Raw genomic sequence first — 22,482 nt, 5'->3', positions numbered from 1 at the left:
ATTATGACGAATGTCGTAGTGGTCGGCTCCCAATGGGGTGACGAAGGCAAAGGCAAGATTGTGGATTGGCTCTCGGAGCGCGCGGATATCGTCGTGCGCTTCCAGGGTGGTCACAATGCCGGCCATACCCTGGTGATCGACGGCGTCAGCTACAAGCTGTCGCTCCTGCCTTCCGGCGTCGTGCGTCCCGGCAAGCTTGCCGTCATCGGCAACGGCGTTGTCATCGATCCGCACGCGCTGATCGCCGAAATCGACAAGCTCGGCAAGCAGGGCATTGCGATCACGCCAGACAATCTGCGCATCGCCGACAATGCCACGCTGATCCTGTCGCTGCACCGCGAGCTTGACGGCATCCGCGAAGACGCGGCCTCCAACAGCGGCACGAAGATCGGCACCACGCGCCGCGGCATCGGCCCGGCCTATGAAGACAAGGTCGGCCGTCGCGCCATCCGCGTCATGGATCTTGCCGATCTCGATACGCTGCCGGCCAAGGTCGACCGCCTGCTGACCCACCACAACGCGCTGCGCCGTGGCCTGGGTGAAACGGAGATCAGCCACGAGGCGATCATGCAGGAGCTGTCCTCGGTTGCCGCCAAGGTGCTGCCGTTCATGGAAACCGTCTGGGTGCTGCTCGACAAGGCCCGCCGCAAGGGTGCGCGCATCCTGTTCGAAGGCGCTCAAGGGACACTGCTCGATATCGATCACGGCACCTATCCGTTTGTCACCTCGTCGAACACGGTTGCCGGCCAGGCTGCTGCCGGGTCGGGCATGGGCCCGGGTTCGCTCGGCTACATCCTCGGCATTACCAAGGCCTATACGACGCGCGTCGGCGAAGGTCCGTTCCCGACCGAGCTCACCGACGAAATCGGTCAGTTCCTCGGTGAAAAGGGTCATGAGTTCGGCACGGTCACAGGCCGCAAGCGCCGTTGCGGCTGGTTCGATGCGGCACTGGTGCGCCAGTCGGTTGCTGCCAACGGCATCACCGGCATCGCGCTCACTAAGCTCGACGTGCTCGATGGTCTCGACGAGCTGAAGATCTGCGTCGGCTATACTCTGGATGGACAGCAGATCGATCATCTGCCGGCGAGCCAGGCGCAGCAAGCTTCGGCAAAGCCAGTCTATATTACACTCGAAGGCTGGAAGGAATCGACGGTCGGCGCGCGCAGCTGGGCGGATCTTCCGGCGCAAGCGATCAAGTATGTTCGCCAGGTGGAAGAACTGATCGGTGCACCGGTCGCTCTTCTTTCGACGAGCCCTGAACGGGACGACACAATACTTGTGACGGACCCCTTTGAGGACTAGTGTCGGCGAAATGACATTGCGTCGTAATCGCAAAGACATACCTGGGCGTATGAGAAAGTACTAATGGCGGATTTTGTTGCAGTTATTCGCAGGACCGTGGATGGCCTGTCGGAAAACACACCTGAAATGCGGGACAGGGTCTACGAGAAGGCGCGCGCGGCCGTGCGCCGCCAACTCGAAAACATGAACCCGCGTCCGTCGGACGACATGATCAATCGCCAGTTGGCGAAGCTCGAAAACGCGATCGCCGAGGTCGACAGCGAGCATGCCGAGGCCTTGCCCGCGATCGATGAGCCAGCGGCCCAGGAAGACGTGGTCGAAACCGTCGCCGCCGAGGCGGCGGCAGCGGAGGAGGTTGCCGCCGAGCCCGAAGGGCAACCTGAGGCGATCGACGAACCGGCCGGCACGAGCGAACCGGTCGCTGAGGCTGAACAACCGGTCGCAGAGACCGAAGGCGCCGCCGAGATCGTTGCCGAAACGCACGCGGAACCTGCGCAATATGCGCAGGAGCCTGCCGATGCCGTTGCCGAGGCTCCGGCGGAGCAGGTCGTGTCTGAGCCAGCGGCCGAACACGAGCTTCAGGCCGAGCCAGAGCCTGTGGATGAGCTTCAGCCTGAAGCTGCCTATGCCGAGGCCGTCGAAGCGCCTGTCGAAGAGACGAGCGCCCCGGTCGTAGAAGAGCAGCAGCCGGAACCCTACGCTGAGGAGGCTGTAGAGTATCCGGACCATGTAGAGCCGATGCCGGTCGAGGCGCATGAGGCCGACGTTGTTTCTCCGCCCGTTGAAGCGGAGAGCCGGCCGACGGAAGAACCGTCACGGGACGAAGCGCCGGCCGAGCCTGTCGAACACAAGCCGGCTGCCTCCGAATGGGACTTGCCGGAGTGGGACACTGTTGCGCCGGCGTCGGCCCCCGTCGCAACGAGCGCGCAGCCGAGCGACGAGCAGGACACGCCGCACCAGCCCGAACTGTTGGGGATGCATCCGGTCGACGAGCCGCAAGAGCATGTGCAGGACGCCGCACCAAAGGCAGATCCTGCGCGCAGCTGGTCGTTCGACGACAATGATCCCTTCGCGCCGCTTGAGAAGCGGCCGGCCGAGAAGGCTCCCGAGCCGGAGATCGGCGATTGGTCATGGCCTGTCGAAAAGCCGGCCCAGGCGGCCGCGGCAAACGCCCCGCAGAGCCAGCAGGAGCGCGCCGGCACCGCTTGGGATCATATTGACGACCTGCTCGGCTTCGAGGATGCGGCCAACGCTGCGGCGACCGGAGCTGCGGCATCGGCAACGTCCCGCGAGCCGGAGCGGGCCAGTGAGGGAGCCGCAACCGCACCGAGGCCGGCATCCTATCGCGCCACACCGAAGCCATCGCGCTTCAGCATCAAGCGCCTTGTGATCGCGGCAATTGCCCTTGTTGCGCTCGGCGGCGGCGGGTTCGCCTATTGGCAGAACCGGGAAGCCGGAAATGCGTGGATTTCGAGCGTCGTTGCCTCGATTACTTCAGTTGTTTCCAACATTGGCGGAGCCCCGGCAGAGCAAAACACGCCGCCGCAACCTGCAGGCGAGACCGCGAAGCAGGAACCGGCAGCACACGACGACACCGTTGCGCCCGAGAGCAGCTCGACGAAGTTCACGCAACGCTTGCTGGCAGACGGATCCGAGACCGACGACGGACCGGCTACTGTAACCGGCGAGAGCGCTGCTCAGGAAGGCAAGTCCGTGGCGCCGCAAACCGAAGCGGGCAAGCCCGTGGAGACCGCGACTGTTCAAGGTGGAGCGGCCGGGCAGGCCGGTGCGCCGGCCACGGGGCAACCGGCTGGCCAGGCGACCCAGCCTGAAGTCGCGATCGCCAACGGCGAGAAGATGTTCCTTTATGAGGAGCGCCTCGGCCAATCCTCGCCGACTGCCGTTCCGGGCACTGTCGCGTGGTCGGTGAAAGAAGAATCGCCCGGCGGCGATGCCAAGCCCGAGCCGGCGATCCAGGCGCAGATCACCATTCCGGATCGTGGCCTTACGGCTCTGATGACGATCAAACGCAATGCCGATGCATCGCTGCCGGCAAGTCATGTCATCGAGTTCGTCTTCTCGTTGCCGCAGAACTTTGAGGGCGGGGCCATCGACAGCGTGCAGCGCGTATCGATGAAGCGTACCGAGCAGGATCGGGGCGATGCATTGATCGCCGTTCCGGCCAAGATCACCGATGACTTCCACATGATCGCACTGAACGATGCGACAGACGCAATCAGCAACAACGCCGAGCTATTGCGCAGCCGCAGCTGGATCGACATTCCGCTGACCTACCGCAACGGGCGTCGCGCCTTGCTGACGCTCGAGAAGGGGCAGAGCGGCACGGATGCCTTCAACCAGGCCATGCGCGCCTGGGGCGCTTCGGGAACGGCTGCGGCGACCAACAGCCAGTAAGCCGACGAAAAGCACGAATGAAACGGAAAACCCGGCGGATCGATCCGCCGGGTTTTTTGTTTGCTCATGTTTTTGGGGCGGGGCAGGTGGCTTGCGTTGTGGCGGGAGCCTTATGCGCCTTCGACAACGCGCAAGGCGTTGGCGCGCTCCAGCGCGGCCTTGCGTACCGCATCCTGAACCTTTTCAAAGGCGCGGACCTCGATCTGGCGCACACGTTCGCGGCTGATATCGAATTCGGCCGAAAGATCCTCGAGCGTCAGGGGATCTTCCGTCAGGCGCCGCGCCTCGAAGATGCGGCGTTCGCGATCGTTGAGCACCTTCATCGCGTTGGCGAGCAGAGCCCTGCGGTTTTCGAGCTCGTCCTGCTCGATCAGGATTTCTTCCTGATTGTCGTGATCGTCGACGAGCCAGTCCTGCCATTGGCCGGAATCGCCCTCGCTGGCCTTGATCGGCGCATTAAGCGAGGCGTCACCGGAAAGCCGGCGGTTCATCGATACGACTTCGTCTTCGCTCACCTTGAGCGTGGTGGCGATTTCCTTGACCTGCTCGGGCTTGAGGTCGCCTTCGTCGAGCGCCTGGATCTTGCCCTTGAGCCGGCGCAGGTTGAAGAACAGCCGCTTCTGATTGGCGGTTGTGCCCATCTTCACCAGCGACCACGAGCGCAGGATGTACTCCTGGATCGCCGCCTTGATCCACCACATCGCGTAGGTGGCGAGGCGGAAACCGCGATCGGGTTCGAATTTCTTGACTGCCTGCATCAATCCGACATTGCCTTCGGACACGACTTCGCCGATCGGCAGGCCATAGCCGCGATAGCCCATCGCGATCTTGGCGACGAGGCGAAGATGGCTGGTGACCAGCTTGTGCGCGGCGCTGCGGTCGTCATGTTCCTGGTACCGCTTGGCGAGCATGTACTCTTCCTGCGGCTCCAGCATCGGGAATTTACGGATTTCGTCGAGGTAACGATTGAGGCCGCCTTCACCAGCGGCAATGGTCGGCAAATTGTTTCGGGCCATATGAAGCACCCCCCTTTTTAGTCTCCGGCCTCCGGTCGGCAAGCCGGGCATGTGGGTCTTCGTCGAGACCCCACGAGCCTAGAAAATAAGTACGGCGAAAGCATGATTCAAGGAGTCCGGTTTCACCAATCTGTGACGCCGGGCGACAGGAACGTCGGGAACAGAGACTTGAGCCTAGATCGGAATCCCGACACCGGAATTCAAGGGGCGCAATCAGGCTTCGCTGCGCAGGGCCTCGATCAGTTGCGCCATGTCGACCGGGACAGGCGCTTCGAAGTGCATGGTCTCGCCGGTGGCAGGATGTTCGAACTGCAGCATGAAAGCGTGCAGGGCCTGGCGGTGGAATTGATTGACGACGGCCTTGGCCGCGTCGGGCAACAGGTTTGCCTTGGTACGGAAGGCTGCACCGTATTCCGGGTCGCCGATCAGCGGATGGCCGATATGGGCCATGTGCACGCGGATCTGATGGGTCCGCCCGGTTTCAAGGTGGCACTCGACGGTCGACGCCAGGCAGGTGCCATCGGGCTTTTCGAGATAACGCTCGACCACCTCGTAATGGGTGATCGCCGCGCGGGCGTCGTCGCTGTCTTCGCGTTTGACGGCGCGTTTCGTCCGGTCGCCGGCGCGCCCAAGCGGTGCGTCGATCGTTCCCTTCAATTGCCGCGGGCGCCCCCAGACGACGGCCCGATAGGCGCGCTCAAGCGGGCCGGTGCGGCCATGGTCGGCAAACTGCTCCGAGAGGTGGCGGTGCGCCACATCGTTCTTGGCGACGACCATGACGCCGCTCGTCTCCTTGTCGAGGCGATGAACGATACCTGGGCGCTTGACCCCGCCGATGCCCGACAGGCTGCTGCCGCAATGGTGGATGAGCGCATTGACCAGCGTGCCGGTCCAGTTGCCGGCGCCGGGGTGAACCACGAGGCCGGCGGGCTTGCAAAGCACGATCAGATCGTCGTCTTCATAGAGCACGTCGAGCGGGATATCCTCGCCCTTCGGTTCCGGGTCTTCCGGCTCGGGCAGGCCGATCTCGAAGACATCGCCCGGATGGACCTTCTTTTTGGGTTCGGTTACCGGCTTTCCGTTGATCGACACTGCGCCCTGCTCGATCAGGCTCTTGATCCGGTTGCGGGAGAATTCACCCGAAAGCGCGTCGGTGAGGAAGGAATCGAGACGTCCTGCGGCATCCTCGCCTGCCGTCAGGACTTTCCTATTGGCCGTCGCTTGTTTAAAGGGGTCGTTCATACCATTCCAAATCCGAAAAAGGCCAACCATGACCGCAATTGAGCCCGATGACCAGGAAGACAAGCCGCTAGATCCGGCGATGGAAAATGTCCGCCGCAAGATGGTGAAGCTGCAGCTCGTCTCGGCCGGCGTCATGTTGGTCATGCTTATGGCTGTCCTTGGCACGATTGTCTACAAGCTGACCCGCACGGACGAGACGGCGCCGGTCCAGACCGCAACCGCCGTCGTGCCGAGCGAGGCTCCGGTCAACGCGGTCGCAGCTCTTCCCGCCGGCTTTACCGTCACCAACGTCGCACTTTCCGGCGGCCAGGTGCTTTTCTACGGCAATCTGCCCGGCGCGGAGCCGCGCGCCATCGTCTTCGACATCGGCGCTGGCCGCATTGTCGCTGACATCACCGTCAGGACAAACTGACGGCATGACAGGCGCCCTCCCGTCCGCACTGCGCATCGATGATCCCGCCGATCCCCGGATCGCCGGCTTCGTTTCGATCAGGGAGCGTGACCTCACGGGACGGCAGGGCCGCTTTATCGCCGAAGGCACGGTCGTGCTGCGTATGCTGGCGGCTGCGCATCAAGCCGGGCGCGGCTTTGCCGCCGAGGCGATCCTGTTACTGGAAAACCGCTTGGACGGCGTCCAGGACATCCTTCAGCGCTTTCCGCCGTCGGTACCGGTTTACGTGGCCAACGCCGAGGTGTTCGACGCGATTGCCGGCTTCAACATGCACCGCGGGGTGCTGGCGCTTGGCCGCCGTGACGGCGAACCCGATCGCGATGCGCTGATTGCGTCGCTTCCCGCCTCCAGCCTTGTGCTGGCCGCATGTGGCATATCCAATCACGACAACATGGGTTCGCTCTTTCGCAACGCAGCAGCTTTCGGCGTCGATGCCGTGCTGATGGACGAGACGAGCTGCGACCCGACGTATCGCAAGTCCATTCGCGTCTCCGTCGGCTCCGTGCTGACGGTGCCGTTTGCACGCGAAGGTTCGGTGGTCACGCTGATCGAGCGCTTGCAGCTGGCCGGCTTTGCAATCTGGGGACTCTCGCCCTCCGGCAACACGGATATCAGCGCGATCCCACCGGCGCCGCGCACGGCGCTTCTCATGGGAACCGAGGGCGAGGGGTTGCCGCAATCAATATTGACGTCTGTCCGCACCGCGCGAATCCGTCAGCGGGCGGGTCTCGACAGTCTCAATGTCTCGACCGCGGCGGGCATTGCGCTGCACCAGGTGGCGTTGATCAACGATCGGATCTGACGTCGCTGTGCCCTCGATCCTGAGTTAGGCGAACGGCCTGTTCGCTTTCCTGGAGTGCGGGAACGCGCAGGCCCTGTCGATCGTTCGACCGACCCTATTGGCGCGGCAACATGTCCTTGACGCGTTTCGCCAAACTCTTTCGCCCGGCTGGGCCGTCCTCATTGCCTGAGAGAAGGTCGAGGATGGGCGAGGTGGTGCCCTCGTTTGTCGCCGTCAACGCAACCATGCCGGCTGCGATCGCGGCGACCTCGTCGCGCAGAGCTTCGTCATGGGCGGCGGTTTTGGAATTGGTCAGGCGTTCCGAAAGCGCTGTGGCGCGATTGCGCAGATCATCGGCTGACGTGTTGGCGTCCGGCATGTCGCCGGCCGGTTGCGCGGATTGACCGGGCTTGACCATGGCGCCGTTTCCCGATTGTTCGGATGAAGCGCGGCGGTCCTTGCGTAGCGGGAAGGTGAGACCGGCCGCGCGCATTGTCTTGGCCGCGTCACGCATTTCCTGATTGGCGTCCTTCACTTTGGCTTTCAAGCGCTCGATTTCGCCGGCCCGTCTTTCGAGCGCGCTCTCGCGGTCGGCGCTGGCTGCCATCTCGCGTGCGAGCTTGTCTTCCAGCCGGTGCAGGCGGGTCTCGTCGCGCGACAGGCGAAGTTCCATTTCCTTGGCATGGGCGGTCTCGGTCTTGAGGTCGCCGCGCAGGGCTTCGCGCTCGTCACGCAACGTCGCAATCCGGCTTTTCAGATGCTCGAGTTCAGTTTCGCGCGCAGCGAGATTGATCCGGAGGTTGTCGGTTTCCGCGGCATTCTGGGCAAGCTGAACGTCGCGTTTTTGTATTTCGTCTGCTTTTCCGGCGTTGTCGCGCTCGACGCTGTCGAGCGTCGCCTTCATCCGTTCCAGGCGCAGTTCAAATTGCCGGATGGCGGAACGCATGTCGGCAGCTTCGACGTTCATGTCAGCGAGCTGCGCATGCAGGTCGGCGTTTTCGCCGCTGAGCCGACGGGCTTCCTGAAGGCTCTTCTCGTTGGCAAGCATCAGCGCCACCCCCTTGTCGCGCTCGCGTTTCAAGGCTTGCGCAGTGCGTGCGTTCTCGGCGGCAAAGGCGGCCCGAGCCGCATCCTTTTGCGCGCGCACCTCCTGCGGGCTGAGCGGCATTGTCGCCTTCAGCCGATCCTCGGCGAAGCGCACGATGCGGCGGTGGATCGCCGGTGCGACCAGGAGACCTATGATGATCGCCGTCAGAAAGCCCAGGGCAAAGAGAAGCGAGAATTGGATCACGAGCTGGCCGTTTCAAAACTGGACCGGAATCGAACCGCCTGCCCAGCCACATGGGCACGGCAGGCGCTCCATCTTCCGCTTCCTTGCACTAAACATGACGTTTCGTGCACTGCAAGTCTATGGCGCCGGATTTTGCTTGGCGCTGATCCGGCAATGGTCTCAGAAGGGGTTCCAGGTGGGGTTCTGGGTCATCTTGAGGTAGCCGACATTGATCCCGAGCCGCGCACCGATACCGGTGCGGATCGGCACCACGACGATCTTTTCGTCGGTGAGCACCGTCATGCCGACGCCGGCGACCACATAGGCCGAACCGGAAACGCCGCCGAAGCGCTTGTAGAGCGCCGGTACGCTTGGCAGATTGTAGACGAGCATCATGGCGCGGCTGCCCTGACCGCCCCAGTCGATGCCGAGCGATGGGCCCTGCCAGAAGACGTTATGCTGTCCGGCATTCTTGGTGTTGAGCTCGCCTTCGCCATAGGTCAGCCCGGCGATAAAGGCGCCCGAACCTTCCTGTCCGAGGATGTAGCCATTCGGCAGGCCGTACCGCTCGAAGGCGCGTTCGACGACTTTCGCCAGGCCGCCCGACGTCTCCCCGAAGAAGCCGTGACCGGCATCAACGATTTCCTGCATGGTGTATTGGTTGTTGTTGGCGGACTGGGCGTGCGCGGACGAAAACGCGCCGGCGACCAGAACCATCGTGGCCAGGACAACACGGCCAGCCGTTACGGCTGCCTTCATGATCTGATGCATCGTATCCTCCGTCAGGCGCGAAAATTGCTCGCTTGCGGGTTTGCAGTGGCCGCCAGTCAGATCACTGTGCGGCCCGTTCGGGTCTCGACCAATTCCGTGCAATTTGAACCGATGGTCTTAACAATCGGTTTACCAAATGTGGTGTCATTATGTTCCACTGATGAACGGCTGCGCCGGGCAGCTCATGACTTGCGTCTTCCTGCGTGAGGCTTTACCGCCGTCACCACGGCGCGTGCTCGGGGCAATGGGCCGGCGGAACCAAACAAGGAACTAAGATGGCAACGAATCCGAACCTGACACTGACGGGACCCGATCTGGCCGCGCTTCTGTGCAGCCGGGTTTGTCACGACATCATCTCCCCGGTCGGCGCCATCAACAACGGCCTGGAACTGCTCGACGAGGGCGGAGCCGATGCCGATGCGATGGACTTGATCCGGACCAGCGCCCTTAACGCATCGGTCCGCCTGAAATTTGCACGCCTTGCCTTCGGCGCGTCGGGCTCGGTCGGTGCGTCGATCGATACCGGCGAAGCGGAAAAGGCGGCCAAGGACTTTGCCGCTGCCGAGAAGAAGACCGAGGTCAACTGGCACGGACCCCGTGCGATCATTGCCAAGAACAGGGTCAAGCTGCTCCTGAACCTCTTCCTCATCGCCTATGGTGCCATTCCGCGTGGCGGCTCTATCGACGTTACGCTGGAAAATCCTGAACTCGATGCCGTGTTCACCCTGGTTGCAAAGGGCCGCATGATGCGCGTGCCTCCGAGGCTGGTGGAACTTCTCTCCGGCACGCCGGAGGAAGCGGTCGACGCCCATTCGATCCAGCCCTACTACACCGTGCTTCTCGGCGAGGAAGCGGGCATGGAAATCGCGGTTGCCTCGACCGGCGAGGAAATCATCTTCACGGCCCGCTTTGCAGCCTGAGGTTTTATCAGGCGGCGCAAGCCACACTGCTGTTTCCGTCTTTTCGGCCGCCCGGTGCCATCGCACCGGGCGCAAAGCCGTGCCAGGACCTCAGTTTTATTTCTCTCCTGTCTAGAAAAAGCTAAATTCTTTCAATTGCTTGGCTTCGATGGAAAAAGCTTCGTTAAGCAAGCTCCGTAACGAAATCTTTGCCAAATTTGTATAGAGTTGTTTTAAGGCTACGAGTACGCGTATAGGTAAGTAGCGAAGGGAGTTGGACATGCGGCGCTTGATGATTGCCGACGGCTCGGATGTCGTCAGGAAAGTTGGAAAACGTATCCTTTCCGGCATGGGCTTCCTGGTCTACGAGGCGTCGAGCGGCCTGGAGGCACTGGTGCGCTGCGAAGCCGAACTGCCGAACATCCTGATCATCGACGCCGGGTTGGACGGCGCACTTGATCTCATCGGCAATATTCGCCGGCTGCCGAACGGCGCATCCGTGCGGATCTATTATTGCGTCGTCGAAGCGGATCTGAAGAAGATGATGGCCGGAAAGCGGGCCGGAGCCGACGATTTCCTGCTGAAACCTTTCGACCGCAAGATCCTGACCAGTGTCTTCGCGAGCCAGTCCATGGCGGCATGAGCCGCCATCACTTGATCCGCTAAAGTGATAGGAGCCGTGGCGTTTGCCTCGGCTTTTTTGTTGTCTGTTCCGTGGTCGCTGTCGGGCGCGCCGCGTAATCCCTGGTGGCGGGGGAGGGGCGTTGCTCCCTGACGTTCGATTGAGCTTGAGCGTGATTGCGAACCGGAGCGCCCGCTCGGGAGCGCTTCCAAAACAAAAACCCGCCTTTCGGGCGGGTTTTGCGATACTTTCGTTTTAGGGCCCGCATCATGCGGGATCGGTGCAAGCCCTGACGGGAAATCAGGCAGTTTCGGCGTATTCGGCACCATCGGGCTCGCGCAGCACGTAGCCGCGGCCCCAGACGGTCTCGATGTAGTTGGCGCCGCCGGCGGCATTAGCCAGCTTCTTGCGCAGCTTGCAGATGAAGACGTCGATGATCTTCAGTTCCGGCTCATCCATGCCGCCATAGAGATGGTTGAGGAACATCTCCTTGGTGAGCGTCGTGCCCTTGCGCAGCGAGAGCAGCTCGAGCATCTGGTATTCCTTGCCGGTGAGGTGGACACGCTGTCCGCCGACTTCCACCGTCTTGGCATCGAGATTGACGATCAGCTCGCCGGTCGAGATGACCGACTGGGCGTGACCCTTGGAACGACGGACGATCGCATGGATGCGGGCGACCAGTTCGTCCTTGTGGAACGGCTTGGTCATGTAGTCGTCGGCGCCGAAGCCGAGGCCCCGAACCTTGTCTTCAATTCCGGCCATGCCGGAGAGAATGAGGATCGGGGTCTTCACCTTGGAAAGGCGCAGTGTTCTCAAGACTTCATAACCGGACATGTCCGGCAGGTTGAGGTCGAGAAGGATGATGTCGTAGTCATAAAGTTTGCCGAGATCGACGCCTTCTTCACCGAGGTCGGTGGTGTAGACATTGAAACTCTCGGACTTGAGCATCAGCTCAATGCTCTGAGCCGTTGCACTATCGTCTTCAATTAGTAGAACCCGCATATTCTTCCCCTTTTCCGCCGCCCAAGGTTTTCGTGGCCCCCTTACGCGATACGGATCCAGTCGTTGCCTGATTTGGAGGCTGCCACCAAATGGTTAACAAATTCTGATTCCCTCTGGCAAGGTGTATCGAGATTGTTAAATATTTTTAGCAGTCTCCTGATTTCAAACGTGAATCCAGAACGGCCGTTCTCATGTGAAAGATGAGGAAATGCCGCTATCTGACTCTTCTGACTCGTTAATGCCGGGCAGTCACATTTCGTGCCTCAGTATTTACGGAGCCTTAAATCATCACGCCTATGATTAACGATGCCCGTAAACGAAAGGTTACCAGCGGTAGGCATTTGTTAATATCGCTGAAGATTTTTCGTTTCCGGCCCTGTTCGGGCCGGCTCGCGGGCCAAATCAGTAACCGGGGTCTCGTTATCCACGGGAGTATTGCGTATGAAAGCACGTGAGAGCCTTGTCCGCCTGAAGGAATTTCAGGTCCGGGAGAAGCAGCGTCAGCTGAACCAGCTTCAGATGATGATGGCTGAGTTCGAACGAATGACCAAGGATCTGGAAAATCAGATTATTTTCGAGGAAAAGAAGTCGGGCATCACCGATCCCCAGCACTTCGCCTATCCCACCTTCGCCAAGGCCGCACGTCAAAGAGCCGACAATCTTCAGGTCTCCATTCGTGAACTGAAGACGCAGCAGGATGCTGCCGAACTCGCGCTCGAAGAAGTGCAGGCCGAATACGCAAAGGCGGCGGCCCTCGAAGAGCGAGACACATCGACCCGCCTGCGGGCATAAGGCTGCGGCTCCTGCGCCTCGATAGGGCGTGGCGGATCGTAACGTTTTGATCTGACGAACGATTTTTCCTCTGGGGTCGCTTCCGGCGCCGAGGATCTGTTCGTGGGGCAGGCGGATAGCCGTTTCGGAGCAGATGTTTCCATTCCTGTCGGGTCATGCGCTTGGCATGATCCGATCCGGCACGATCGTGACAAGACGAAGAGACCCGCCCGATGCCTCGGCAATCGGGCGGGTCTCGTCGTTTTAAGGTGCGGGACAGGTTTGTGAGGTCTCGGACGCGTTTACGCCTGGATGACATCCTGCCATTCGGGGTGCCGCATGACCTGTGCCTTCATGAAGGGGCAGAGCGGGATGATTTTCCAGCCACCCTTGCGGGCATCCTCGATCGCGTGTTTGGCGAGAGCCTGGCCGACGCCCTTGCCGCGAAGCGCATCGGGAACGAGCGTATGGTCGATGATGACCAGTTTCGGCGAGGATCTGGAATAGGTCATCTCCCCCGTATGGCCCTCGACGACCGCCGAGTAGCGTCCGTGCGATCCCGTTTCCTCGTGTGCGATTTCCATGACGACATTCCTTGAAGAGCAGTTTCCGTTTCCGAGAAGCTAGCCCAGATTGCCGCAAATCGGAATCGGCTGATGCGATGTCGCCGGAAGACGGACTGTTCGTAAAAACGTGCCAATCCCGACTTCGCCACGCGGCCAAAACGACGGCGGCGGCGCCGGGGATTCCCGGAGCCGCCGCTCGACCTATGGCCCTGCAATGGGCAAAACTAGTGGCGATATTGCTGGATGCGGGTGGTGCGCAGACCGGCCAGACCATGATCATTGATCGAGGACTGCCAGGAGAGAAACTCCTCGACGGTGAGGGTATAGCGTTCGCACGCCTCCTCAAGGCTCAACAGGCCACCGCGCACGGCGGCAACAACCTCTGCCTTCCTGCGGATCACCCAGCGCCGGGTATTGGCCGGCGGCAGATCCGCAATCGTCAGAGGGCTGCCATCGGGGCCGATGACATATTTTACGCGTGGTCGCATCATTTCGGTCATGGGACTCTCTACACAAACTCAAGACCATATGACCGTGACCTTAGCCTGCCACATTTAACATTTGCCTAAGCAGCAAGTAACAATTTGCTCATAATTTGAGACACTTCCGCAGAGCGTATTGGGCGTTGCAGCGCCCGTGAAATCTTAAGGGTACTGCGGCCCACCTTGTGGATTCTTTTCAGAACAGCCTGGATTCTCCCGGAATTTACATGGGAGCCATGCAAATACCACATTTCACTTTAACTAAAATTTTTGGTAACGAGGCGTCGAAATAAGGATGAGCGTCGTGTGTGCGCTCCCGCATTTATCCTTGGTGCATCGTCATAGTTTTCACAACCGGACCCGTTTCTTGCGCGGACAGGCCGGGAAGGGCAGTTTTATTTCGGTTGCCGGGTGAAATTCATGCTCCAGATAATGTGGAGCGTTATTTGTATTCTCTCGACCGGGCGCGGTGGCGCCGGGGGATGTGGTGATCGCAGATGAAGGAATCGCATGAAACGGCCTTGCTGCGTGAGGCTGAAACGGTGGAGATGTTTTCGGAGATCGATACGGCCGCCGTCCGCACTGAATACGAGCTTCTGCATCTCATGCGGCGGCTGATCGCGCGCTATGGTTTCGGCCATTTCATGATCGCACGCATGCCGCTCGCCGAGCAGCAGCGTTTCTCCGAGCGGCTGGTCTTAAGCAACTGGCCGTCCGAGCTTGTAAGACAGTATGACGCCTGCGAGACTTTCCAGTCGAGCGTGCTCGTCGAAAAGTTGCGTTATACCAAGCTGCCGGTTACCGGTGGGCCCGAACTGCTGGATACTGCGGCCAAGCCGGCGGACGAGGCCATGGTCCACCGCCTGCTCGCCCATCCGGAGATGGGGCGCCATTTCGCGGTGCTCCTGCACACGAGCTCCGGTGATCCCTTCATTGCCATGCTGTCCGGTCGCCGCGAAGCACCCGCAGGCGTCGAATGCGCCACGCTCTACCTGACGCTGGTCCAGCTCTTTGAGTGCCTGGAGCGTACGTTCGACACTGGCAATTCGGCGCGCGAAAGACTGTCGAGCCGTGAGGTCGAGTGTCTGCGCTGGGCCGCCGCCGGCAAGAGCAGCGACGAGATCGCCATCATCCTGGGCATTTCGACCTATACGGTCAGCAGCTACTTCAAGAGCGCGACGCGCAAGCTGGACGCCGTCAACCGCATGCAGGCGATCGCCCGCGCCATGCGGCTGAAGCTGATCTGAGGCCTTCGAGGTTCAATTGCCGCGCGCGAGCCTCGGCGGCCGGCCTTGCCGCCGGACGGACAAGTTTCTATATGTCGCGGAACTGAAAGTCCTGCGGCGAGCTTAGCGCATCCGATTGGATGCCGGACGCCGTGGAGCCGTAGATGCCTTGGGCCGAGGGTACCTCGGCAAAGCATCGCATGAAGCGTGAAACAGGGCAGGCGACATAGGTCGCCGCCCCGAAGGCCGGATTGGATCCCGTGAACAGTCTCGATTTTGACCGCAAGCCCGAAGATACGCGTGTCGTCGTCGCCATGTCCGGCGGCGTCGACAGTTCCGTGGTCGCCGGGCTGCTCAAACGCGAGGGCTATGACGTTCTCGGTATCACGCTGCAGCTTTACGATCATGGTGCTGCCGTTCACCGTGCCGGCTCCTGCTGCGCCGGCCAGGACATCGACGATGCCCGCCGCGTCTGCGAAACGCTCGGCATTCCGCACTACGTGCTCGACTACGAAGCGCGCTTCCGCGAAACGGTGATCAATCCCTTCGCCGAAAGCTACATCGCCGGCGAGACGCCGATCCCCTGCGTTGCCTGCAACCAGACGGTCAAGTTTGCCGATCTCTTGGCGACCGCCAAGGAGCTCGGCGCCGATGCGCTGGCAACCGGCCATTACATCCGCTCGCGCCCGAGCCCGAACCCGCGCCACGCCGGCCAGCGGGCGCTCTATCGGCCGACCGACGCCGAGCGCGATCAGAGCTACTTCCTGTTTGCCACGACCCAGGAGCAGATCGACTATCTGCGCTTTCCGCTCGGCGGCTATTCCAAGGCCGAGACGCGAAAGTTTGCCGAGGAGATGGGCCTCGTCGTCGCCCAGAAGGCCGACAGCCAGGACATCTGTTTCGTGCCGCAGGGCAAATACAGCGACATCGTCTCGAAGCTGAAGCCGAACGCGGCGCTCTCGGGCGAGATCGTGCATCTCGACGGTCGCGTGCTCGGCACCCACGAAGGCATCCTGCACTTCACGATCGGCCAGCGCCGCGGCATCGGCATTGCCACCGGCGAGCCGCTCTATGTCGTCTATCTCGACGCCCGCTCGCGCCGGGTTATCGTCGGCCCCAAGGAAGCGCTGGAAACGCGCCGCGTCTACCTGCGCGACGTCAACTGGCTGGGCGACGAGGAACTCGAAGCGGCGGCCGCGCGTGGCTTTGACTGCTTCGCCAAGGTGCGCTCCACCCGCCAGCCGGCGCCGGCTGTGCTCGCGATGGACGACGAGGGCATCTATGTGGAGCTTGGCGAAGGCGAAGCCGGTATCGCGCCCGGCCAGGCCTGCGCGCTTTATTCCGGCGTCGGCGAGGACGCGCGCGTCTATGGCGGCGGTTTCATTCGCAAATCGGAGCGTGAAGCAAGCGCCGAAGCGGCACTCAAGGCGCTGCTTTCGGCGCCTGCCGCCGCTTGAAGCCCTTGATTTCCGGGCTGTTGTGAAAACTTCACATTTTCCCGGAGACTTGGCTTGACACTGGCCGGAAGCGAGCCGTATAAGCCGCCCGTCCAGTCAAGACGGCTTCCCCTTCGAAGCCTAGACATGGTACCCGGCGGAGTAGCTCAGTAGGTTAGAGCAGAGGAATCATAATCCTTGTGTCGGGGGTTCGAATCCCTCCTCCGCTACCAAAATTCTCCAATAACTTCAGTGCTTTGCGCGATTGGCGGCTGCGCCGTGATGTGCCTGTATGAAGCGGTTTTGGCATTTATACCGGTCCTATACCGGTAGCGCGATTGCGAGCTGTCAATGTCGTTTGCCTTGCCGCTCGGCACCCATCGTCGGCGCAAATGGGTCAAGTTGACGGAAACCCCGCGTCGTGGGACATCCTGGCTGGGGCGAGCAGGGGCGGTGGTATGGCTGACGAGGCAATCTGGACGACGAGAGAAATTATAGGCCTAGTGGTTAGCACGGGCATCTTGTCAGGCTTAACCTCGACCACCGTCGACTTCCTCCGAGGCCGAGCCAACCGCAAACGCAGCCGAATCTATCTGTGTATGCGACTTGCCGCCGCTCTGGAATCGTACGCTATCAGCTGTGCGGAACTCCTCGACGCATCGGACGCCCACTACGGGCAGACAAAAGTACCTCTTCAACTGACGCCTCCAGACCCACCGACATATCCAGATGACGTCGACTGGCATTCAGTTGATCCGAAGGTTGCTTACCGCGCCATGACGTTTTTGACCGAATGCGAGGCTCAGGCCGTCAATTCCCGATACGCGATCCATTTCGAAGGCAATCCATTCGGCGGCGAAGAAGCCGTCAAGGTGACGGGCAAAAAGGCACACGAACTGGCCAACGTGCTTCGGGGTATTGCTGGTCTTCAGCCGCCAGATTTCGGTACGATGCTGCAACCGTTGTTCAAATAGCGACCATACGCGAGGCAAGATGCAGGCGCACGAATCGAGAGGTCGCCGAGCCCGCCGGAAAGGAATGAGAGTTGAGCCCTCGCCCTCGGATAGGGCCACCTGACCAACGCAGCTGGAACATGGCGTTGATCAAGAGCGCTGATACAGCGCCGGAAATGCTTGTCAGGCGGCTGGTCCACTCGCTTGGTTATCGGTATCGGCTTCACGGCAAAAGCTTGCCGGGGAAGCCTGATCTCGTTTTTCCGGGCCGAAAGAAGGTGATCATGGTGCACGGTTGCTATTGGCACGTTCACCTGCATTACGATCCTTCCTGCCGCCGCGCCAAAGCACCCAAGACCAATCTAGATTACTGGGGACCGAAGCTTCAACGCAATCTGGATCGAGACGCGCGTAACGCAATGGCCCTTCACGATGCTGGCTGGCAGACCCTGGTGTTGTGGGAATGCGAGCTGAAGGAAATCAACAAGGTCGCCGAGCGCGTGCAGGAGTTCCTGGGGCTTGCGCGAGGCTTACGTGACCTTGGAAAACGTTCCTGATCTGCCCCCCGTGCCATTCCAGAGACTCAATTGTTCGTATAGGGTTTTTCATTAATGTTCTTGATTTGTACTAAGAAAAGAACAAGGGATTGATTCGGAGGTGAGCTGACATGACCCACGCGGGAACGGTCGTCGATCTATTTTGCGGCGCAGGCGGGCTAAGCGAGGGCTTTCGGCAAGCTGGTTTTCAGGTTCTTGCCGGGTGCGATTTTGACGACACTGCCGGAAAAACGTTTGCAGCTACCCACCCAGAAGCGACTTTCATCGGCGGGCGCATTCAAGACGTCACGGTCGCTCATCTCCTTAGAGTTACTGGTCTGAAGCCAGGCCAACTCGATGTTCTGGTCGGAGGTCCTCCATGTCAGGGCTATTCCGTCTACAATCATCAACGCGGCGTTGACGATCCGCGAGCTGGGCTGTTCCGCGAATACCTTCGCATCGTGAAAGGCCTGAAGCCGCGATGGCTCGTCATGGAAAACGTTGCTGGTCTTACATCGATTGCTGATGGCGGCATCATCCGCGAGATCAAGGAAGGCATGAAAAGCCTTGGCTATGAAGTCGACTTCAAAATTTTGAAGGCGGAGGAATATGGCGTTCCGCAGGAGCGTCGCCGCATATTCTTTATCGCCAACAGGATTGGCGCACCTATCCTGTTTCCCTCGCCGACGCACGGGAAAGATTTGAAGCCCCTCGTCACTATTTGGGACGCGATTGGTGATCTGCCTCCGGTAGAGAATGGCGGCAAGGAAGTGCTGCAGAAATATGCAGCAGCTCCTCAAAACCCATATCAGGCTCAGCTCCGTGGAAACCGGAAAACTGCGCCGAATCACTCTGCTCCGAAGCTCGGCGGGATTAATCTCGAACGGATGAAGCACATTCCGGCAGGCGGGTCCTGGCGCGACATCCCATTTGATCTACTGCCAGAAGGCATGAAAAGGGCCAAACGGTCAGATCATACAAAGCGCTACGGACGTCCGCGTAAGACAGACCTTTCCTGCACCATCCTGACCAAATGCGACGTGCATTGGGGAGCATACATCCACCCCGAGCAGGATCGCGCCATTACGGTTCGCGAGGCTGCGCGGTTGCAGAGCTTTCCTGACTCCTTCGAATTCATTGGGTCGAGGACGGAGCAGTATGTTCAGGTCGGCAATGCCGTTCCGCCTCTTCTGGGTAAAGCGGTTGCCGAGAAGCTGCTCGAAATCGACTCTTCGCTTGTCAAAGACAAGGCCGTTGCCTGATGGCGCGACGGCCTCGTGCTACCGATCAAGCCAAGTACGGCATCGGCGAATGGTATGGGAAGCTCTACAAGAATATCGGGTCGACCGAGCGAGCTGCCTATCTCAATCCGAGTCCGATTCCCGACTGCCCGTTTCTAGCTGCGGTGCCTGATCTCGCCCCGCGCGGGAGCATCAAGTGTTCGAAAAAAGGCGGTGTGTGCTCGATCAGGAATTTTACGGAACAAGAGGACGGGCAGCTAAGATTCGGTCCACTGACCGCCACCTGTCCAAACCGTTTCCTGGAAGATCGTACTGTTATCAAAGAGATCGGTAGCCGCTTAATTCGGACCGACGACCCGGTCGTCGTTAAAGAGATCGCGTTTCTCAGGAGAGTAACTGCCGCTCCAGTCGCTGGTGATGACGTCGACCTCGTAAACGAGGCGGCTGGCGAACAGCCCGATAGCGAAGATGTCGGGAAGATCGATCTCGTCTTTGTCCATCCAGATCGCGATCCACTCGAATGGTGCGCCGTCGAGATGCAAGCCGTTTATTTTTCAGGCGGCTCAATGTCCCGGGACTACGAGGTAATAAAAAACTACAGCGGCAATGGGATTCCAATGCCTGGCGCAGCAAGGCGACCAGATTTCCGAAGCAGCGGTCCGAAGCGGCTCATGCCACAGTTGCAGATCAAGGTGCCAAGCCTGCGACGGTGGGGCAAGAAAATGGTCGTAATCATCGACAAGCCATTTCTTGACGCCATGGCCCCCATGGAAACCGTCGATCACGTGAGCAATTGCGATATCGTCTGGGTGGTAGTGAACTATGACGAGAATGTTGATCCCGGAAAAGCGGTTTTGGTCGTAGAAAAAGTCGTGCTGACGACGTTGGAAGCTTCTGTCGTCGGGCTGACTGCCGGTGTCCCAACGACGATGCCCGAGTTCGAATCGAGGCTGTCCCAGAAGGTGGCCCAGCAAAAGCTTGCTCGGCAAATCGCTCAGACGCCTGAGATTCCTGACCTAGACCTGTAATTGCTAGTAGCTTCTCGCTGCCGTCTATCGGTTTCTGCTCGGAAACAAGTGATCTAATTAATCTCGCCATTGACTCCCCACCGTTACGAGAACAAAATAGGAACATATTCGGTAAAAAGAATATCAAAATCCTAGAGTTCTCATGAGGTGACTAATGTCCGCGCAGCCCCTTCAAAAGGCGGCCGAAGAGCCTATTGCGGTGTCCGAAGTTCCGGAGGAATTGGTTGACGCTGTCCTCGAACACTACGAAGGCGATGTTCGAACCGCGATCCGAGAACTTTTGGCAGATGCGGCATTCTTGAGGGGCGAGCTTTACACCGCGAATTGCTTGATGGGGCGTGGCATCGGTCGTGGTTGGCAGCCACGGTATGAGCGATCATGAAACACCGGAAGGGCATCGACCTCATCCGTGAGAACCCACGACCGAAGGTCGGTGAGGGTGACTGGGGATCGACGCAGCACCTGTTCCGAATCGAGGTTTGGGATGACGCTCCTGAAGCTGGCGGCACTCTCCTGGAGACGATATCCCGGTCGACCGATTTCAATGTCTCGATGAGCGCCTATCGCGAGGCGTTGCAACAACGTCCCGGAAAAATCCTGATCCATCTCAACGGTCGATACCGGATGAGCGCCGAGAAAGCGACGGACCCACCGCCCCCTCTTCAATGAGGCCGCCCGGGCGGCGGGAGCGGCCGCATTCAATCAGACAGAAGCGGATCGCATGACACTCGATCAGCTAGAAGAGTGGTACTTGTTGGGCGGGAAATGCTCCAGGTGTCAGCATAAAGGCTGGGTAGATCGAAGCGAGATAGGCAGACGGTTCGGCCGGAAGGTACTGCTTGTAAGCTTGCCGTCTAAGCTCCGGTGCACAGATTGCGGCAATAAGCGCGGTAACACGTTGCAAACTGCCAAAGTAAGGCGATAACCCAGAAGTTATCGTTTTCACTCATGCCTATAACATGCAGATTATCAGCGCTTGCTGATGTTACAAATGTCGGTATCAAATGCGTTGCTACCGACATTTGTAACAAATACATGATCTCGTCCACATTCTTTCAGAAAATCGTCCGATGTATATTGTGTTTAATTGTGTTCTTAGTAGGTTGTTTACGAAATCAACCCAACGTGATCGCGTTGAATTTTGAAGGAGCTGGCAATGTCGAACTTGTTCACGTCAAAGAATCCTGCAGGTGTCGCGGCTGGCCAGACGGCATTGATTTTCGGCATGCTCGCCTCCGGTGCCGTGAACGCGCACATGTCCGGTCTTCAGGCGATGCGGGCTGCTCGCGAGGATGCGTCGTCACACCAGCTCCGCGCTCAGGTCGACCAACTCATCGACTATGCGAACAGGCTCGTAGCTGTCGCAGCTCAGCAGGCAGCTGAGATCGAGCGCCTGCGTGCTCAGAACACACGGCTGGAAGCTGCCGCTCGTACCCATTACGAGAGCGCACGCCGCCTCGCTGCGGCGAACAAGGTGAAGGCTGCTTAACATGGACGTCGATTGCGCACTGGATGCATGGCTTGACGGTGAGCTGTCCATCAAAGAGGTCCTTGTGGCCACCGGTTACAGGAAAATCTCGGACATCTACCGAGAAATTCAGCACATCCGGCTTGATGACCTCAATGAAGAGGAACTGGCAAGCATGACCGGAGAGGACTTCGAGCGCGAAGAACTCGAAGAATTGGCCTGGCGGCACTATGCACACTGGCTCGCTGAAGAGCCGGGGTACCTTGAGACCATCGTCCGTGGTCTCAGGCGCGAACGGCAGCGGCGGCGGAAGGAAATCGGCCGCCGCCTGACGCGTCACTGAATAGTGTGGACCGGTGCGGTATAGAAGGGCGTCGGTGCAAGATTCCCAAGACGTTTAGCTGCGATTCTAGCTGCTAGAGCGGTTTCCGATTCCGGGTCTGGCTGCCCCACCGACAGAATGGCAGGCAGCGAGTTGCGATCCCCGTTTAAGGCAGCCTCAACGCGCCGTTCCGAAGATTCCGCGACGATCCTCAGCTGACCTTCCACCAAACCATTAAGCCAATCCACCTGATCATCGGAGAGCAGGCTAAGGTCAGCAAGTCCGCGATCCTTTGCGGGCATGCTCGCAAACACCTGAGCCTGGATAGCCGGACTCATCTTGCTGATTGTCTCTGCCGCTCGAACCACACCCTTTACCATTTCCTGCGCCTGGACGATTTTCTCTTCCGGATCGTCCAACGCTATCTTCAAATTCGGCACGGGTGCAGGCGCAGGTCCGCCACCGCCGAAGAGCTTGTTGATTGTCCAGTCGATGGCGTGACCGCCTTGCATTAGGAGCCACCACACACTCTGCAGGGCCATTGCTATCGCTCGAAAAATCGCTGCCAGCATCTCTCATCTCCTTTCGTATTGAGTGCTGACAAAATCTTTCGGTATTAACTTGCATAGGACAACTCAATCCGCCGACAGAAATAAAAAAGTTAGTTGACGGGCGCAGGTAA

24 protein-coding genes and 1 tRNA gene are annotated in these 22,482 nt (G+C 59.8%); 17 read left to right on the top strand and 8 right to left on the bottom strand.

Going from position 1 to position 22,482, the window contains the following annotated elements:
* The first annotated feature begins 3 nt into the window (after positions 1-3).
* The gene (locus BBX50_RS08010) at positions 4-1,302 is read left to right on the top strand and encodes an adenylosuccinate synthase (RefSeq protein WP_065774782.1); all 1,299 of its coding nucleotides are present in this window, start codon (positions 4-6) and stop codon (positions 1,300-1,302) included.
* A 63-nt stretch (positions 1,303-1,365) separates the two neighbouring features.
* Positions 1,366-3,717: a hypothetical protein gene (locus BBX50_RS08005; RefSeq protein WP_065774781.1), complete on the top strand. Its 2,352-nt coding sequence runs from the start codon at positions 1,366-1,368 to the stop codon at positions 3,715-3,717.
* Between the two features lie 110 nt (positions 3,718-3,827).
* Here the strand turns inward: BBX50_RS08005 and rpoH are convergent, their stop codons facing one another.
* A complete protein-coding gene (gene rpoH, locus BBX50_RS08000) occupies positions 3,828-4,733 on the bottom strand; it encodes an RNA polymerase sigma factor RpoH (protein WP_065774780.1) in 906 nt (301 codons plus the stop codon).
* Positions 4,734-4,946: 213 nt separating this feature from the next.
* A complete protein-coding gene (locus BBX50_RS07995; protein WP_065774779.1) occupies positions 4,947-5,975 on the bottom strand; it encodes an RluA family pseudouridine synthase in 1,029 nt (342 codons plus the stop codon).
* Between the two features lie 28 nt (positions 5,976-6,003).
* On the opposite strand from BBX50_RS07995, the gene BBX50_RS07990 reads away from it, so the two are divergent.
* Positions 6,004-6,387 (top strand): hypothetical protein, encoded by a 384-nt coding sequence (locus BBX50_RS07990; RefSeq protein WP_065774778.1) that lies wholly within the window; start codon positions 6,004-6,006, stop codon positions 6,385-6,387.
* A gap of 4 nt (positions 6,388-6,391) precedes the next feature.
* A complete protein-coding gene (locus BBX50_RS07985; protein ID WP_065774777.1) occupies positions 6,392-7,228 on the top strand; it encodes an RNA methyltransferase in 837 nt (278 codons plus the stop codon).
* A gap of 94 nt (positions 7,229-7,322) precedes the next feature.
* On the opposite strand, the gene BBX50_RS07980 is transcribed toward BBX50_RS07985, so the two are convergent.
* A complete protein-coding gene (locus BBX50_RS07980) occupies positions 7,323-8,498 on the bottom strand; it encodes a hypothetical protein (protein WP_065774776.1) in 1,176 nt (391 codons plus the stop codon).
* A 159-nt stretch (positions 8,499-8,657) separates the two neighbouring features.
* Entirely contained in the window at positions 8,658-9,248 is a 591-nt protein-coding gene (locus BBX50_RS07975; RefSeq protein ID WP_083213577.1) for an EipA family protein, read from the bottom strand.
* Between the two features lie 275 nt (positions 9,249-9,523).
* Between BBX50_RS07975 and BBX50_RS07970 the strand changes: the two genes are divergently transcribed.
* Entirely contained in the window at positions 9,524-10,168 is a 645-nt protein-coding gene (locus BBX50_RS07970; protein ID WP_065774775.1) for a histidine phosphotransferase family protein, read from the top strand.
* 259 nt (positions 10,169-10,427) lie between these two features.
* A complete protein-coding gene (locus tag BBX50_RS07965; RefSeq protein ID WP_065774774.1) occupies positions 10,428-10,790 on the top strand; it encodes a response regulator in 363 nt (120 codons plus the stop codon).
* A gap of 279 nt (positions 10,791-11,069) precedes the next feature.
* Here BBX50_RS07965 and ctrA read toward each other — a convergent pair whose 3' ends face one another.
* A complete protein-coding gene (ctrA, locus tag BBX50_RS07960; protein WP_025424706.1) occupies positions 11,070-11,771 on the bottom strand; it encodes a cell cycle two-component system response regulator CtrA in 702 nt (233 codons plus the stop codon).
* A gap of 441 nt (positions 11,772-12,212) precedes the next feature.
* Here ctrA and BBX50_RS07955 point away from each other — a divergent pair, with 441 nt between their 5' ends.
* Entirely contained in the window at positions 12,213-12,563 is a 351-nt protein-coding gene (locus BBX50_RS07955) for a flagellar export protein FliJ (RefSeq protein ID WP_065774773.1), read from the top strand.
* A 281-nt stretch (positions 12,564-12,844) separates the two neighbouring features.
* Here the strand turns inward: BBX50_RS07955 and BBX50_RS07950 are convergent, their stop codons facing one another.
* The gene (locus BBX50_RS07950; RefSeq protein ID WP_065774772.1) at positions 12,845-13,126 is read right to left on the bottom strand and encodes a GNAT family N-acetyltransferase; all 282 of its coding nucleotides are present in this window, start codon (positions 13,124-13,126) and stop codon (positions 12,845-12,847) included.
* 206 nt (positions 13,127-13,332) lie between these two features.
* The gene (locus tag BBX50_RS07945; RefSeq protein WP_003527546.1) at positions 13,333-13,608 is read right to left on the bottom strand and encodes a DUF1153 domain-containing protein; all 276 of its coding nucleotides are present in this window, start codon (positions 13,606-13,608) and stop codon (positions 13,333-13,335) included.
* 479 nt (positions 13,609-14,087) lie between these two features.
* On the opposite strand from BBX50_RS07945, the gene BBX50_RS07940 reads away from it, so the two are divergent.
* The 10 genes from BBX50_RS07940 (at position 14,088) to BBX50_RS07885 (ending at position 21,821) form a co-directional block, all read left to right on the top strand.
* On the top strand, positions 14,088-14,837 hold the full coding sequence (locus BBX50_RS07940) for a LuxR C-terminal-related transcriptional regulator (protein ID WP_065774771.1): 750 nt from the start codon (positions 14,088-14,090) through the stop codon (positions 14,835-14,837).
* A 239-nt stretch (positions 14,838-15,076) separates the two neighbouring features.
* Positions 15,077-16,273: a tRNA 2-thiouridine(34) synthase MnmA gene (gene mnmA / locus BBX50_RS07935; RefSeq protein ID WP_065774799.1), complete on the top strand. Its 1,197-nt coding sequence runs from the start codon at positions 15,077-15,079 to the stop codon at positions 16,271-16,273.
* 135 nt (positions 16,274-16,408) lie between these two features.
* A tRNA-Met gene (locus BBX50_RS07930) sits at positions 16,409-16,485 on the top strand.
* 225 nt (positions 16,486-16,710) lie between these two features.
* The gene (locus tag BBX50_RS29720; protein WP_139108317.1) at positions 16,711-17,226 is read left to right on the top strand and encodes a hypothetical protein; all 516 of its coding nucleotides are present in this window, start codon (positions 16,711-16,713) and stop codon (positions 17,224-17,226) included.
* 71 nt (positions 17,227-17,297) lie between these two features.
* Complete coding sequence (gene vsr, locus BBX50_RS07920; RefSeq protein WP_274533984.1) at positions 17,298-17,762, top strand: DNA mismatch endonuclease Vsr; 465 nt, start codon at positions 17,298-17,300, stop codon at positions 17,760-17,762.
* 110 nt (positions 17,763-17,872) lie between these two features.
* Complete coding sequence (locus BBX50_RS07915; protein ID WP_065774768.1) at positions 17,873-19,003, top strand: DNA cytosine methyltransferase; 1,131 nt, start codon at positions 17,873-17,875, stop codon at positions 19,001-19,003.
* Complete coding sequence (locus tag BBX50_RS29220) at positions 19,003-20,010, top strand: NotI family restriction endonuclease (protein ID WP_083213578.1); 1,008 nt, start codon at positions 19,003-19,005, stop codon at positions 20,008-20,010. Before BBX50_RS07915 ends, BBX50_RS29220 begins: the two co-directional genes overlap by 1 nt.
* Positions 20,011-20,388: 378 nt before the next feature.
* On the top strand, positions 20,389-20,679 hold the full coding sequence (locus tag BBX50_RS07895) for a hypothetical protein (RefSeq protein ID WP_065774764.1): 291 nt from the start codon (positions 20,389-20,391) through the stop codon (positions 20,677-20,679).
* Positions 20,680-21,166: 487 nt separating this feature from the next.
* Entirely contained in the window at positions 21,167-21,499 is a 333-nt protein-coding gene (locus tag BBX50_RS07890) for a hypothetical protein (RefSeq protein ID WP_065774763.1), read from the top strand.
* A 1-nt stretch (position 21,500) separates the two neighbouring features.
* Complete coding sequence (locus BBX50_RS07885) at positions 21,501-21,821, top strand: hypothetical protein (RefSeq protein WP_065774762.1); 321 nt, start codon at positions 21,501-21,503, stop codon at positions 21,819-21,821.
* Here BBX50_RS07885 and BBX50_RS07880 read toward each other — a convergent pair.
* Entirely contained in the window at positions 21,815-22,372 is a 558-nt protein-coding gene (locus BBX50_RS07880) for a hypothetical protein (protein WP_065774761.1), read from the bottom strand. The genes BBX50_RS07885 and BBX50_RS07880 overlap by 7 nt on opposite strands.
* Between the last annotated feature and the right edge of the window lie 110 nt (positions 22,373-22,482).

This window comes from Ensifer sp. LC11 (assembly GCF_001695835.1).
GTDB lineage: Bacteria > Pseudomonadota > Alphaproteobacteria > Rhizobiales > Rhizobiaceae > Ensifer.
This window is presented reverse-complemented; position numbering and strand designations above follow the sequence as displayed.

Bases quoted from the DNA above. Each gene is read 5' to 3' on its own strand.
- BBX50_RS29720 (WP_139108317.1), top strand. From the start codon at position 16,711: ATGGCTGACGAGGCAATCTGGACGACGAGAGAAATTATAGGCCTAGTG.
- BBX50_RS08005 (WP_065774781.1), top strand. From the start codon at position 1,366: ATGGCGGATTTTGTTGCAGTTATTCGCAGGACCGTGGATGGCCTGTCG.
- rpoH (WP_065774780.1), bottom strand. From the start codon at position 4,733: ATGGCCCGAAACAATTTGCCGACCATTGCCGCTGGTGAAGGCGGCCTC.
- ctrA (WP_025424706.1), bottom strand. From the start codon at position 11,771: ATGCGGGTTCTACTAATTGAAGACGATAGTGCAACGGCTCAGAGCATT.
- BBX50_RS07995 (WP_065774779.1), bottom strand. From the start codon at position 5,975: ATGAACGACCCCTTTAAACAAGCGACGGCCAATAGGAAAGTCCTGACG.
- BBX50_RS07945 (WP_003527546.1), bottom strand. From the start codon at position 13,608: ATGACCGAAATGATGCGACCACGCGTAAAATATGTCATCGGCCCCGAT.
- BBX50_RS07915 (WP_065774768.1), top strand. From the start codon at position 17,873: ATGACCCACGCGGGAACGGTCGTCGATCTATTTTGCGGCGCAGGCGGG.
- BBX50_RS07975 (WP_083213577.1), bottom strand. From the start codon at position 9,248: ATGCATCAGATCATGAAGGCAGCCGTAACGGCTGGCCGTGTTGTCCTG.
- BBX50_RS07880 (WP_065774761.1), bottom strand. From the start codon at position 22,372: ATGCTGGCAGCGATTTTTCGAGCGATAGCAATGGCCCTGCAGAGTGTG.
- BBX50_RS07955 (WP_065774773.1), top strand. From the start codon at position 12,213: ATGAAAGCACGTGAGAGCCTTGTCCGCCTGAAGGAATTTCAGGTCCGG.
- BBX50_RS07885 (WP_065774762.1), top strand. From the start codon at position 21,501: ATGGACGTCGATTGCGCACTGGATGCATGGCTTGACGGTGAGCTGTCC.
- BBX50_RS07990 (WP_065774778.1), top strand. From the start codon at position 6,004: ATGACCGCAATTGAGCCCGATGACCAGGAAGACAAGCCGCTAGATCCG.
- BBX50_RS29220 (WP_083213578.1), top strand. From the start codon at position 19,003: ATGGCGCGACGGCCTCGTGCTACCGATCAAGCCAAGTACGGCATCGGC.
- BBX50_RS07965 (WP_065774774.1), top strand. From the start codon at position 10,428: ATGCGGCGCTTGATGATTGCCGACGGCTCGGATGTCGTCAGGAAAGTT.
- BBX50_RS07940 (WP_065774771.1), top strand. From the start codon at position 14,088: ATGAAGGAATCGCATGAAACGGCCTTGCTGCGTGAGGCTGAAACGGTG.
- BBX50_RS07970 (WP_065774775.1), top strand. From the start codon at position 9,524: ATGGCAACGAATCCGAACCTGACACTGACGGGACCCGATCTGGCCGCG.
- BBX50_RS07895 (WP_065774764.1), top strand. From the start codon at position 20,389: ATGAAACACCGGAAGGGCATCGACCTCATCCGTGAGAACCCACGACCG.
- BBX50_RS07890 (WP_065774763.1), top strand. From the start codon at position 21,167: ATGTCGAACTTGTTCACGTCAAAGAATCCTGCAGGTGTCGCGGCTGGC.
- BBX50_RS08010 (WP_065774782.1), top strand. From the start codon at position 4: ATGACGAATGTCGTAGTGGTCGGCTCCCAATGGGGTGACGAAGGCAAA.
- BBX50_RS07950 (WP_065774772.1), bottom strand. From the start codon at position 13,126: ATGGAAATCGCACACGAGGAAACGGGATCGCACGGACGCTACTCGGCG.
- BBX50_RS07985 (WP_065774777.1), top strand. From the start codon at position 6,392: ATGACAGGCGCCCTCCCGTCCGCACTGCGCATCGATGATCCCGCCGAT.